This window comes from Pseudomonas sp. EA_65y_Pfl1_P113 (genome assembly GCF_963970525.1).
GTDB classification, from domain to species: domain Bacteria; phylum Pseudomonadota; class Gammaproteobacteria; order Pseudomonadales; family Pseudomonadaceae; genus Aquipseudomonas; species Aquipseudomonas tritici.
Genome location: NZ_CAXAQM010000002.1, coordinates 1 through 13,182 on the forward strand (window position 1 = coordinate 1; position 13,182 = coordinate 13,182).

Genomic DNA, 13,182 nt, shown 5'->3' on the forward strand with positions numbered 1-13,182 from the left:
CTTGCCTGCGATAGCGGTGTAACCGTTACACCGCTATCGCAGGCAAGCCAGCTCCCACAAAGTTCTGTGGTGGATTTTAGAGTGAGTTCACGGCTACCCAGCGTTCTTCCCTGGCAGCCAGGCGAATCGCCGTCGCCAACCGCTCAACCTCCCATGCCGCCTCAAAGTCAGTGCCATCCGTACCTTGGCCCGCCACGGCCAGGATCAACGCCTGCACCTCCAGCGTTTTCAACTCGTTGTACCCCAACTGGTGCCCCGCAGCCGGGCTGAACGCCGCATAGCCGGGCAGGGCGGGACCGGCCAACAGACGCTGGAAACCCTCCTGACCAACCCGGCAAACGCGCAACTCATTCAAGCGCTCCTGATCGAACGCCAGCGTGCCTTTCGTCCCGCTGATCTCGAAGCTCAGGTGGTTCTTGTAGCCATGCTTGAGCCAGCTACTGCTCACCGTGCCGCGCGCGCCGTTGGCGAAACGCAGCAAGGCATGCACCTGATCGTCCACGGCGATGGGTTTCACCTCCGTGCTCCCTTTGACGGCAGGGCGGCGGGCGTGGACGGTCTGGGTATCGGCACACACGCTGACTACATCCCCCAGCAGATAGCGCGCCATCGACAGCAGATGGCTGCCCAAGTCCGCCAGCGCGCCGCCGGCATGTTCCACTTCGCAGCGCCACGACCAAGGGGACGTCGGGTCGGCCATGAAGTCTTCGCTGAATTCACCCTGGAAGCTGATGATCTCGCCAAGCTCGCCAGTGGCAATCATCTGTCGGGCCAGGGTGATCATCGGGTTGTGCTGATAGTTGTAGCCGACCCGCGTGACCACGCCGGCCGCACGGGCGGCGCGGCGCATGGCGTCGGCCTGCTCCAGGCTGACCGCCAGGGGCTTCTCGCAGTAAACCGCCTTGCCTGCCGCGATGGCGGCCATGGCCATTGGGTAGTGCAAATGGTTGGGGGTGGTGATGGCCACTACACCGACGCCGGGATCATTGATCAACGCCTGCCAGTCGCCGTGGGCCTGGGCAAACCCCCAGGCATTGGCGCAGCGCTGCGCACGCTCGGTGTCGGCATCGGCCAGGGCGGCCAGCTTGAGCTGTACCGGCAGCTCAAATACCGCTCGCGCATTGTTGAACGCCAACGCATGGGCGCGGCCCATGAAGCCTGTGCCGATCAAGCCGATTCCGAGTTCGCGCATTGCCGTGGTCCTTTGCATTATTGTTTTGAGAAAAGGTATTAATGGAATAAAAATTCACTAAATTCAATAGATGGAATAAAAATTCATTAAGCCGCTGAAGATCACCTCAGCGAATGCAGCTATATTCAGGTGATGGGGAAATGGCATCAGTTAACAAAAGATAACGTAGCGCCGATTGTCAGACGATTCGAAAGCCCGATAGGATGGCCCCTGCTTCCTCCAGGCGCTCTAGATTGCAGGTTTCAAGGCCCCGGAAGGCAGGCGATAACAATAATAAATGGGAGAAAGGTCTATGAGTGAGCCTGTCATGGGTTGGGTTGTTTGCCGCCCACGCGCCGCACGCACGGTTGCGTTGTTGGCCACAGCGCTCTCGTTGCTGGTCGGTGGCGTGTTGTCCACGTCCGCACTGGCAGCCAGCGATACCACCGCAACGCCTGCGTTTGCGATTGAATCCCCCAAGGCCGCCAAAGGCCTGATGATCGACGTGGTCCATGCCGGCAAGCGGCTGGTGGCCGTTGGGGATCGCGGGCATATCCTCTATTCCGATGATCAGGGCAGCACCTGGACCCAAGCCAAAGTCCCCACCCGGCAACTGCTCACGGCGGTGTTTTTTGTCGATGAGAAGCAGGGCTGGGCGGTGGGCCATGATGCGCAAGTTCTCGCCAGTTCCGATGGCGGCGCTACGTGGACCCGGCAGTATCAAGACCTCAAACACGAAGCCCCGTTACTCGACGTGTGGTTCAACAACGCCAATCACGGCCTGGCCGTCGGCGCCTACGGTGCGTTGATCGAAACCACCGACGGCGGCAAAACCTGGAACGACGTCAGCGACCGCCTCGACAACGAAGACCAGCTCCACCTCAACGCCATCGCCCATATCAAGGACGCCGGCCTGTTCATCGTCGGTGAGCAAGGCAGCATGTTCCGCTCCAGCGACGACGGCCAGACCTGGGAAAAACTCGAAGGCCCTTACGAGGGCTCGCTGTTTGGTGTGATCAGCACCGCCCAACCGCAGACCCTGTTGGCTTATGGCTTGCGTGGCAACCTTTACCGCTCCGCGGATTTCGGCAGCACGTGGGAACAAGTCGAGCTGAACGCGGCGCGGGGAGCGCTGGAGTTCGGTTTGTCGGGCGCGACTTTGCTGGATGACGGTTCCATCGTTGTCGTCGGCAACGGTGGCAGCGTGGTGATCAGTCATGACGGCGGGGCGACCTTCAGCGTGTTCAACCGTCCGGACCGTATTTCGCTGTCGGCCGTCACGGCGGCAGGCAATGGCAACTTGATTCTGGTCGGGCAGGGTGGCGTTCGTGTTGCCATGCCCACCGGCGCTGAACCGACAAAACAATAAGAAGGCGGGCAAAGAATGAGCAGTCATCACAACGATAAAGCGACCTTTCTTGAGCGCCTGATCTTCAACAACCGCCCGGCAGTGATCGTCATCTGCCTGCTGGTGAGTATTTTCCTGTTCTGGCAGGCGACGTTGATTCGCCCGTCCACTAGCTTTGAAAAGATGATCCCTCTCAAGCACCCCTTCATCGAGAAGATGATGGAGCACCGCAACGACCTGGCCAACCTGGGCAACACGGTGCGCATTTCGGTGGAGGCCAAGAACGGCGACATCTTTACAAAGGAGTACATGGAGACCCTGCGCCAGATCAACGACGAAGTGTTCTACATCTCCGGCGTCGACCGTTCGGGCCTCAAGTCGCTGTGGAGCCCCAGCGTACGCTGGACCGAAGTGACCGAAGAAGGCTTTGCCGGTGGTGAAGTGATTCCGCAGAGTTACAACGGCTCGCCGCAAAGCCTTGATCAACTGCGCAACAACGTGCTCAAGTCCGGCCAGGTCGGGCGCCTGGTAGCCAACGATTTCAAATCAAGCATTGTCGATATCCCGCTGCTGGAGTCTTACCCGGATCCGCAGGACCAAGGCACGTTGCTGGCCCTTGACTACCGCAAGTTCTCCCATGAGCTTGAAGACAAGATTCGCGACAAGTTCGAAGCGCAGAACCCCAACGTCAAGATCCACATCGTCGGTTTTGCCAAGAAGGTCGGCGACCTGATCGATGGCCTGGTGATGGTGGTGCTGTTCTTTGGCATCGCGTTTGTCATCACGCTGATTCTGCTGCTGTGGTTCACCCACTGCCTGCGCAGCACCATTGCGGTGTTGAGCACGACATTGGTGGCGGTGGTCTGGCAGCTCGGGTTGATGCACTTTTTCGGTTTTGGCCTCGATCCGTATTCGATGCTGGTGCCGTTCCTGATCTTCGCCATCGGTATTTCCCACGGCGTGCAGAAGATCAACGGCATCGCGCTGCAGTCCAGTGAGGCGGACAACGCGCTGACGGCGGCGCGCCGCACATTCCGGCAGCTGTTCCTGCCGGGAATGATCGCGATCCTCGCCGACGCGGTGGGCTTTATCACGCTGTTGATCATCGATATCGGCGTGATCCACGAACTGGCCATCGGCGCGTCCATCGGGGTGGCGGTGATCGTGTTCACCAACCTTATCCTGCTGCCGGTGGCGATCTCCTATGTCGGCATCAGCAAGCGCGCCATTGCCCAAAGCAAGAAAGACGCGCACCGCGAACACCCGTTCTGGCGCCTGCTGTCGAAATTCGCCAGCGCCAAAGTGGCGCCAGTCTCGATCCTGCTCGCGTTGGTCGCCTTTGGTGGTGGCCTCTGGTACAGCCAGAACCTGAAGATCGGCGACCTGGACCAAGGCGCGCCGGAACTGCGCCCGGACTCGCGCTACAACAAAGACAACAACTTCATCATCAGCAACTATTCGACCAGCTCTGACGTGCTAGTGGTCATGGTCAAGACCAAGGCCGAAGGCTGCTCGCGCTATGAAACCATGGCGCCCATCGACCAGTTGATGTGGAAGATGCAGAACACTGAAGGCGTGCAGTCGGCGATCTCGCTGGTGACCGTGTCCAAGCAGATGATCAAGGGCATGAACGAGGGCAACCTGAAATGGGAAACCCTGTCGCGCAACCCCGATGTGCTGAACAACTCCATCGCCCGTGCCGATGGCCTGTACAACAACAACTGCTCTGTGGCGCCAGTGCTGGTGTTCCTCAACGACCACAAGGCCGAAACCCTCGACCGCGCGGTGCATGCGGTGCAGGACTTCGCCAAGGAAAACAACAAGGATGGCCTGGAATTCATTCTAGCGTCTGGTAATGCCGGGATCGAGGCAGCTACTAACGAGGTGATCAAGGAATCGGAGTTGACCATCTTGATCCTGGTGTACCTGTGCGTGGCGACCATGTGCATGATCACCTTCCGCTCCTGGGCCGCGACCCTGTGCATCGTGCTGCCGCTGGTGCTGACCTCGGTGCTCGGCAACGCGCTGATGGCGTTCATGGGGATCGGCGTCAAGGTCGCGACCTTGCCGGTAGTGGCCTTGGGCGTGGGGATTGGCGTGGACTACGGCATTTACATCTACAGCCGCCTGGAAAGCTTCCTGCGTGCCGGCCTGCCGCTGCAAGAGGCGTACTACCAGACGCTCAAGTCCACCGGTAAAGCCGTACTGTTCACCGGTTTGTGCCTGGCGATTGGCGTGTGCACCTGGATCTTCTCGGCCATCAAGTTCCAGGCCGACATGGGCTTGATGCTGACTTTCATGCTGCTGTGGAACATGTTTGGTGCGCTGTGGCTGCTGCCGGCGCTGGCGCGGTTCCTGATCAAACCGGAGAAGTTGGCGGGGCAGAAGGGCAATTCTTTGTTTGCTCACTGACCGATAGAGACCATTGCCGCAAGGCACTGCGGGGGAATTGACCTATCATGTGTCTTTTCCCCCGCAGTGACTTCACATCATGACCGACGCAGCACCCAACCTGAGCACCGCCCTCAAAGACAGCGACATGCTGATCATCAACGGGCTGCACGCCTTCGACTTCACGTTCGATCAGCACTTGCAGATCGAAAGCATGGACGGCCGGGAACTCAAGCGTTGGACGTTCAGTCCAGATCAACTGAACGCCGCCACCTTTGATGGCAGCTTGCAAAGCTGGCTCTTGAGCAACGAAGACGGTGAACACCGTCTGGTCTGCCTGAGTGCGATCAAGGGCGACAACAACAACGACGAGGATGAAGCGGATGATGCGTAAATTCTGGCCCCTGCTGATGGCCGGCAGCGTAGGCGCGATGTCGGTGCAAGCCGCGCCGGCCGACACCTATGAACTGCTGGTGGGCACCTACACCGCTGGCACCAGCCAAGGCATCTACCGCCTGCAATTCGACAGCCGTACCGGCACGTTCCAAGGCCAGCCGGTGTTAGCGGCCAAGGCGGCGAACCCGTCGTGGCTGACGGTCTCCAAGGACCAGAAGCACCTGTTTGTGGTCAACGAAAACGGGCCGGGCCAACAGGATGCGGTCGGCCGCGTGAGCAGCTACAGCATTGATCCGCAGAATCATCAGTTGACCTTGATCAACCAGGTCCAGAGCCTTGGCAACGAGCCCACCCATTCCAGCGTGGCCGCCGATGGGCGCTACCTGTTTGTGGCCAACTACTCGGTAGTGGAAGATCCGGGCGGAAGCCTGGCGGTGCTGCCGGTCGATGCCGAGGGCAAGCTGTCAGCCCCGGTGCAACTTAGCGGCCACCCGGCCAGCCGCGTCAACCCGGAGCGCCAGGCATCCAACCATGTGCATTCGGTGGTGTCGTCGCCAGATGGCAACTACGTGTTCGTGCAGGACCTGGGCGCGGACAAGGTGTTTGCCTATCACTACGACCCCAAGGCCAATCATGAACTGCCATTGACCCCGGCCACTCCGGCCTCGGTGCAACTGCCGCCGGGCAGCGGTCCGCGTCACTTGTTGTTCAGCGCTGATGGCAAGCATGCCTGGCTGACCACCGAGATGAGCGCACAGGTCGCGGTGTTTGACTACAAAGACGGCCAACTGACCCAGACGCAACGGGTGGATTTGGCGGCCGAGCAACCGGTGTCCGACAAGGCCAGCGCCGCGCTGCATGCGTCCAGTGATGGCAAATTCCTCTACGTGAGCAACCGTGGCACGGCCAATCAGTTGCTGGTGTTCAGCATCGACCCGGCTACCGCGCACCTCAAGGAACTGCAACGCCGTTCAGTGGACGGCGACCACCCGCGCGAGTTCAGCCTGGACCCGAGCGGCAAGTTTTTGCTGATCGCCAACCAGAAAAGCAACGAAATCGTGGTGGTTGAACGCGACCCCAAAACCGGTCTGCTGGGTAAAACCGTGCAGAAACTGGCGATTGATGCCCCCAGCGACCTCAAGTTCCTGGTGCGTCAATAAGCCACAGGCCCCGCACTGTGGGGCCTGAACCGGTGTATTAATTTTATTAATAGCGGCTACTGTTTCAAAGCATTTCTAAGGTTTAACCCTCGGGCGTAAGTTTGGTTCCAAGGCCTTCCAAGGCCACTCAACCAAACGAACACAAGGGTTACCGACATGAACTTGAATCTCTTCTCCATCATCGCCGCTTCCGCTGTTTCCGCCACTGTTGCCCTGCCAGCGGCGGCCAGTGTGGAAGTCTCCGGCAAAAAATCCAGCACCAGCGCCTACACCCAGAAATACCTGCAACAAAGTGCCAACTTCTACGCCGCACTGGATCACAAGACTCAGCAATAACCTGCACAAAAGCAGACGCCAAACCACTGGAACGAAGCCTGGCTCGTTCCAGTGGTTTGGCGTTTGTGCATCTGCAAAATAAAAATGATTGATATCACATTGCCATGTGTTTAAATTTGACGCTCAAATATTGACGCATTTATTCCTGGAATCGACAGCATGGCACTCCGACTCGCCGCACTCATCCTGGTTCTCTACTCCGCCCCCATCCTGTCCTCCATACAAGGGGTGGACGGTGAGCCGGAGATTGCCCGTGAGCGGTTGCTTAACCTGGTTGAAGGCTAAGCCGAATTCCAGTAGTGAGCGGGCTTGTCCCGCGCTGGGCTGCGAAGCAGCCCCAAAACCAGGCGCCGAGGAATACCTGACACCGTGCGGCGTTTTCGATGGGGCCGCTTCGCAGCCCAGCGCGGGGCAAGCCCGCTCACTACAGAGCCCTGTCGGGTCAGTTCTTTGCCATCACGGCAATGAACAGCGGCGATTGCAGGAAGCGCTCCAGCCACTGCTGTAACCGGGGATACGGTGCACCGGCAAACCATTCCCGATCCACATGGGCGAACTGCCGCACAAACGGCGCCAGGGCCATGTCTGCCAGGCTTGGGTGATCGGCGAATAGGTACTCGTGATTCGCCAATAATCCCTCAAGTGCGCGCAAGAACACCTCACCCTCGGCCCGATAATGTTCCATCGGTTGTTCCGGATAGCGTTCGGCATACTTGTATCGATTCAAGTGATACTTGAAGCCCACATCGTTCTCGGCAATCAACGCCAATACCGCCGGGTTACCCGGCAGCAGCCAATCCTGCGGATCGTGCTGAGCCAGCGCCCATTGCATGATCGCCAGGCTTTCATCGATCACCTCGCCATTCACGCTCAACACCGGCACCGTGCCTTTGGGTGACAGTGCCAGCATCTCGGCCGGCTTGGCCTTGAGGCTCACTTCGATAATGCGCACGGGCGCCCCCGAATAGCGCAACGCCAGGCGCGCACGCATCGCATACGGGCAACGTCGAAACGAATACAGCAGCGCCTCGCTCACTTGACCTCCAGCGTGCTCAAGCCATTGCCCTGGCGCTTGACCTGGATCTGCACCGGAATGCGCTCGTGCATTTCCTGCACGTGGGAGATCACCGCCACTTTGCGGCCCTGGGCCTGCAAACCGTCCAGTGCGTCCATGGCCAACTGCAGCGACTCGGGGTCCAGGCTGCCGAAACCTTCGTCGATAAACAGCGACTCGATCTTCAACGTGCTGGAGGCCATCGACGCCAGGCCCAAGGCCAACGCCAGCGACACCAGAAACGTCTCGCCACCGGACAACGAATGCACCGAGCGCAGTTCATCGCCCATTTCCGTGTCCATGACCAACAGGCCCAGCATGCTGCCGCCGCGCTTGAGGCGGTAGCGACGCACCAATTGGCGCAATTGCACGTTGGCGTGGTGCACCAGCAGGTCGAGGTTGTAGGCCTGAGCGATCTTGCGGAAGGTGTCGCCCGTGGCCGAGCCGATCAGCGCATTCAGGCGTGCCCAGCGTTGCCATTCGTCATAGGCCTTGGCGATCTGCTCGGCGAAGGCCTGATTGGCATCCTGGCGGCGCTGGTCTTCGGATTGGCGCGCGCGCAATTCGGCGCAGGCTTTCTCTCCCTCGGCCAACTGCTGGTTGAGCGCGGCCAGGGCGCTGTCCAGTGCTTCGGCGTCGAGGTTGCCATTGTGCAGGGCCTGGTGCTCGGCGAGGCGTTGCTCGCGTTCCTGCAGCAGGACCTTGGCTTGTTCGACGGCTTTTTCGCTGTGTTGCAACTGCTGGCGCAACTGGCTGACCTGGGCGTCATCGTAGGCCAGCAGACGGTTGAGGCCGTCGTCATCGAGTTCCGGGTGCAGGGCGCGCCACTCGCTGAGGCGTGTGTCCAGCGATTGCTGCTCGGCGTGTAACGCTTGCTGACGCTCCTGTTGGGCCTTGAGATCGGCGGCCAACTGGATCAATGCGTTGTGGATCTCTTGCAATTGCTTGTTGGCGTCGGTTTCACTCTGGCGTGATTGGGTCACGGCCTGATCCAACTGCTGTTGCCAGTGTTCGACACTGCTGTGCTCGCCCAGCAATGCGCGGAGTTGTTCCTGAGCTGCTTGTTGCTGGGCGGCCAACTCGTTGACCTGCTGATTCAGCGCATCGAGTTGCTGCTGACGATGCTGCTGATGGGTCTGTTCTTTCTCGATCGCCTGTTGGCGTTCTTGTTGCTCGGCCAGCTCATCGCGTTGATGGCCGAGCTGTTCCAGGCGTTGGCTGACCTGCTGGTCCAGCTGCATGAAGGTTGCGGCCGGTTCGGCACGCAAACCTTCCTGGGTTTCGGCGGGCAACAGGCTGGCGAAGGCAGTCAGTTCCTGCTCAAGACGTTCGCGGTCGCTGGCCAACTCGCGTTGCTGATCCACCAGCAATTGACGCGCCTGCTGGCTTGCTTCCTGGGCGGCTTGCAGTTGTTGCTGCAAGCGCCCGGCGTTTTGTTGCAGGTTGAGCAGGGCGCCTTGGCGTTGTTCGTCCTGGGCGATGCTCTGGGTCAGTTGACTCAACTGTTGATCAAGCCAGGCGCTGCGTTTGGCCGCCTCCTGGTTGAACAGCGCGGCCGACAGTGGGTGCGCATCCAGGCTGGGCTTGAGTGCTTGTTGTTGCGTCGCCAGTTGCTCCTGCTGTTGCAGGTATTCCTTTTGCTGGGCGATCAGACCGCCGACTTCGCCGCGCAGCTCGGTGAGCTTTTCCTTGAGTGAGTCGACGACTTTCTGCGCCGTGGCTTCCTCGTTTTCGTCATGGCGACCGAGGCTCTGAAGCAGCGCTTCGGGCTGGTGGTACGGGTGTTCGTGGCTGCCGCACACAGGGCAGGGCTGGTCGTCCTGCAACTGCTCGCGCAATTCCTCGACACTGGCGCTGCGGGCCAGGCGCTGGCGCTCAAGCAGTTGCTTCGTGACCGCCAGGGTTTGTTCGGCAATGGTCAGCTCCGCTTTGGTTTGCAGGCCGGTCTGGTTCAGTTGCTCGCGTTGCTGTTGGGCATCGGCGAGCTTTTGCGTCAGTACGCTGGCCTGCTGGTCCAGCTGTTGCTGGCTGTCCCACAGGCGCGTCAGGTCTTCGAAGGCGCGTTGTTGTTTGCGATTGTCTTGCAGCAGGCTGGCCAGCAACTGGATTTGCTCGGCCACGGCATGGGGTTCGGCGCCGGCTTCCTGATAGAGCAGGTCCAACGCGTCGCGCTGTTGGGAGAATTGTTCAGCGGCAGCGGTAGCGCGTTGTCCCAGTTGCGGCAGCTCAGCCTGGCCTTTGTTCAGGCGGTTGCCGATCAACATCAGCTGTTGCAAGCGATCGCGGTAGGCGGTCCAGGCGTCGCTCAAGGGGGCGAGGGCGGCGCTGCGATCGAGTTCGGTGACCAGGCGTTGGAGGCGTTCGGCGACTTGGTTCTGCTTTTCCAGCAGACCGTTAAGCCGGGCCTGGCCTTCGGTGCAGGCGTGTTCGTGCTGCTTTTTGTCCTCGGTGCGCTTGGCCAGCTCTTTGGTCAAGTGGGTGAGGGTGCTCTGCTCTTCAAACGCCTGGCGCAGCAAAGGCACGGCATCGGCCTGGTTTTTCAGCGCCTCGGCCAACGCGGTTTGCGCGCTGGCTTGCTGTTGCTCGGCCTGCGTCTGGCGACCATGCAGTTGGCCCTGTTGTTCGATATGCAACTGAATCTGCACGGCCAACGGGGCAAGCACGCTGTTGAGTTCGGCCTGGCGGGCGAACTGATGACGTTGTGGCGCCAATTGCTCCAAGCGACTCAGGTCCTGGCGTTGCGGGCCCTGGGCATCCCAATCAGCCTGCGCGCGCTGCAGTTGTTCGGTGGCGGCGAGCTGGCGTTCCTGCCATTCGCGCAGTTCCTTGAGCCAGGTGTGTTGCCGCTCCAACTGCTTGAGTTGGGCCTGTTGGGCCTTGAGCTGGGCGTTTGCGGCGTCGAACTGCTGATCCAGTTCGGCGCGGGCTTCAGGGGCCAGGGGCACCACGCCGGTGGCTTGGTCCTGCAACTGCTTGTGCGCGTCCCTGGCGTCTTTGGCCTTGTCGAACGCGCGTCGGCCAAGCTGGGTGTAGAGGGCCGTGTCGGTGAGCTTTTCCAGCAGTTCGCTGCGCTCGTTATCGTTGGCCTTGAGGAAGGCACTGAACTCGCTTTGCGCGAGCAATACGGCGCGGGTGAACTGCTCGAAGTTCAGGCCCAGGGCCAGTTCCAGCTGGGTCTTGTATTCGGTTTTCTGGCTGGCCAGCAGTTGCTCGCTGTCCAGGTCGATCAGGCTCTGGCGGCTGTTCTGCAACTTGCCACTGGCCTTGTCGCGGGCGCGGTTGGCTTCCCAGCGCGCACGGTAGCGACGGCCGCTGACGCCGACAAAATCCACTTCGGCATAACCACCACCGGTGCCCCGACGGATCAAGGTGCGCGGGTCGCCAATGGAAATGTCGCTGTCGGCGTCCGGCATCTTGGCCTGGCCGGTATCGCCCAGGCGCGGCACCGCACCAAACAGCGCCAGGCACAGTGCATCGAGCAGGGTGCTTTTACCGGCCCCGGTGGGACCGGTTATCGCGAACAAACCCGCGCTGGCCAGGGGCTCGGCGGTGAAGTCGATCTCGAACGGGCCAGCCAGGGAGGCGAGGTTTTTCAGGCGAATGGCGAGGATCTTCATGGCTGTTGCTCCTCCTGTTGCACTTCCTGGAGCAGCACGGCGAAATCCTTCAAGGTCTGTTCATCCACTTCACTGCCGTAACTGTCCTGCCAGGCGCGGCTGAACAGTTCCTGGGGCGTGAGCTGGTCGAGTTCGATCAGGCGCTCGTCGTCCGTGTTGTCGCTGGCGCGTTTACCCGCGTATTCGGCGGCGATGCGCACCAGGCGCACGGCTTTGCCTTGCAGGGCGGTTTCGATTTGCTGGCGCAGGTCGGGTTGCGGCTCGTCGAGGCGCACGCGCACTTCCAGCCACGGGTGGCGTTGGGTTTCGGCGAGCAGGTCGATGTCGGGCAGATCCGCCAACTGCTTAAGGATATCCGCCAGCGGCGCAGCCTCCAGGCGTTGCAGGTCAACCGAGCGCGGGATCAGCAGTGGTTCGACACTCACCAGGCATTGGCCCTGGAACGTCACGTCGAGAATCTGGTGCTTGTAGCCGATTTCGGAAAACGACAGCGGAATCGGCGAGCCGCTGTAGCGAATCCGCTCTTCGCCATTGACCTTCTGCGGCTTGTGCAAATGGCCGAGGGCGACATAGCCGACACTTTTATCGAACAGGCTGGCCGGCAGCGCCTCGGCATTGCCGATGATCAGGCTGCGCTCGGAGTCTTCCGACACCGACCCTCCGGCCATGTGCGCATGGCTGATGGCAATCAACGGCTGGCCTTTTTTACGCTTGGCGTTGGCGGCGGCGATCAGCCATTCATGCACCTGGCCGATACCGCGCAGGTAGTCGTCACCCAGGTGTGCACCGGTGACTTCCGCCGGGCGCAGGAATGGCAAGGCCAGGCACCAGCCGGCAATCTTGCCCTTGGCATCCGGCAGGGGGATCAGCAGGCGTTCGGCATCCAGTTGGCCGTCATCCAGCCACAGCACGCGACCGAGCGCATGGGTGCGCAGGCGACGCATCAATGGCGCAGGCAGTTCGATGCGCGAGCCGGAGTCGTGGTTGCCGGCGATCATCACGATGGTCAGCTTGGGGTTTTGCTCGTGGGCGCTGATGATGAAGTCATACAACCGCTCCTGAGCCTTGAGCGGCGGGTTGACGGTGTCGAAGATATCGCCGGCGATGAGCAGCACATCCGGGCGCTGGGCATTGAGTTGGCCCAGCAGCCACTCGAGGAAACAGGCGTGTTCGAAATCGCGTTCCTGGCCGTGGAGGTTTTGGCCAAGGTGCCAGTCGGAGGTGTGGAACAGACGCAAGGCGAACTCCGTGGAAGAGATGAAAAGGAGGGGAGTTTACCCGTAAAAGCACACACGTTGCCTGCGGGTGACACAGATCAACTGTGTGCGGGCAAGCCCGCACCACAGGGGTTATGAGCCATGCAGGCAGTCCAGCGCTCGGTCGGCGAGTGTTTTGGCGCTGTTGATCAAGTGCTCGGTGGCGCCGGCCACGTTGCGCTGATCACTGCTCAGCCCATGGGTAGTGCCGACTGCGTTGGCGGCTGCGCAACGCAGCAGGTCGCAGATCTGGGCGAGGGCGTCTTCGAAGCTGAGGTCTTGGTGCACGACGGGGAGGGTGGTGGGTCGGGGATGAGTTTGTTCATGGATAAAGCTCCTGCTTGGATTGGGAGCCATTATTTTGCCGATCACACACGTCAAAAGGTGGAAGCTGTGTGCGGGTTGAGATACCGGAAAACAGGACCCCGCCAGACCGAAGTCTGCCCGCACACA

The 13,182-nt window shown here is 60.6% G+C and carries 11 protein-coding genes; 6 read left to right on the plus strand and 5 right to left on the minus strand.

What is annotated here, in order from left to right:
• Window positions 1-76 precede the first annotated feature (76 nt).
• Window positions 77-1,192, minus strand: coding sequence for a Gfo/Idh/MocA family oxidoreductase (locus AACY52_RS02050; RefSeq protein WP_339415912.1), 1,116 nt, complete (start codon window positions 1,190-1,192; stop codon window positions 77-79).
• A gap of 307 nt (window positions 1,193-1,499) precedes the next feature.
• On the opposite strand from AACY52_RS02050, the gene AACY52_RS02055 reads away from it, so the two are divergent.
• From AACY52_RS02055 to AACY52_RS02080, 6 genes are all read left to right on the plus strand, one after another.
• A complete protein-coding gene (locus AACY52_RS02055; RefSeq protein ID WP_339416327.1) occupies window positions 1,500-2,540 on the plus strand; it encodes a YCF48-related protein in 1,041 nt (346 codons plus the stop codon).
• A gap of 15 nt (window positions 2,541-2,555) precedes the next feature.
• Entirely contained in the window at window positions 2,556-4,931 is a 2,376-nt protein-coding gene (locus tag AACY52_RS02060; protein WP_339439191.1) for an RND family transporter, read from the plus strand.
• A 79-nt stretch (window positions 4,932-5,010) separates the two neighbouring features.
• The gene (locus AACY52_RS02065) at window positions 5,011-5,304 is read left to right on the plus strand and encodes a DUF5629 family protein (protein ID WP_339415915.1); all 294 of its coding nucleotides are present in this window, start codon (window positions 5,011-5,013) and stop codon (window positions 5,302-5,304) included.
• Window positions 5,294-6,466 (plus strand): lactonase family protein, encoded by a 1,173-nt coding sequence (locus tag AACY52_RS02070; protein WP_339427587.1) that lies wholly within the window; start codon window positions 5,294-5,296, stop codon window positions 6,464-6,466. Before AACY52_RS02065 ends, AACY52_RS02070 begins: the two co-directional genes overlap by 11 nt.
• 156 nt (window positions 6,467-6,622) lie before the next feature.
• On the plus strand, window positions 6,623-6,802 hold the full coding sequence (locus tag AACY52_RS02075) for a hypothetical protein (protein ID WP_016980181.1): 180 nt from the start codon (window positions 6,623-6,625) through the stop codon (window positions 6,800-6,802).
• A gap of 159 nt (window positions 6,803-6,961) precedes the next feature.
• Entirely contained in the window at window positions 6,962-7,087 is a 126-nt protein-coding gene (locus AACY52_RS02080) for a hypothetical protein (RefSeq protein ID WP_339415919.1), read from the plus strand.
• A gap of 157 nt (window positions 7,088-7,244) precedes the next feature.
• On the opposite strand, the gene AACY52_RS02085 is transcribed toward AACY52_RS02080, so the two are convergent.
• From AACY52_RS02085 to AACY52_RS02100, 4 genes are all read right to left on the minus strand, one after another.
• Window positions 7,245-7,838, minus strand: a complete 594-nt coding sequence (locus AACY52_RS02085) for a glutathione S-transferase (RefSeq protein WP_339415920.1) — start codon at window positions 7,836-7,838, stop codon at window positions 7,245-7,247.
• A complete protein-coding gene (locus AACY52_RS02090; RefSeq protein ID WP_339427586.1) occupies window positions 7,835-11,473 on the minus strand; it encodes an AAA family ATPase in 3,639 nt (1,212 codons plus the stop codon). Before AACY52_RS02090 ends, AACY52_RS02085 begins: the two co-directional genes overlap by 4 nt.
• The gene (locus tag AACY52_RS02095) at window positions 11,470-12,711 is read right to left on the minus strand and encodes an exonuclease SbcCD subunit D C-terminal domain-containing protein (RefSeq protein ID WP_339415923.1); all 1,242 of its coding nucleotides are present in this window, start codon (window positions 12,709-12,711) and stop codon (window positions 11,470-11,472) included. The genes AACY52_RS02090 and AACY52_RS02095 overlap by 4 nt, the downstream gene beginning before the upstream one ends.
• A gap of 111 nt (window positions 12,712-12,822) precedes the next feature.
• Window positions 12,823-13,017, minus strand: coding sequence for a DUF3077 domain-containing protein (locus tag AACY52_RS02100; protein WP_339560205.1), 195 nt, complete (start codon window positions 13,015-13,017; stop codon window positions 12,823-12,825).
• Window positions 13,018-13,182 lie beyond the last annotated feature (165 nt).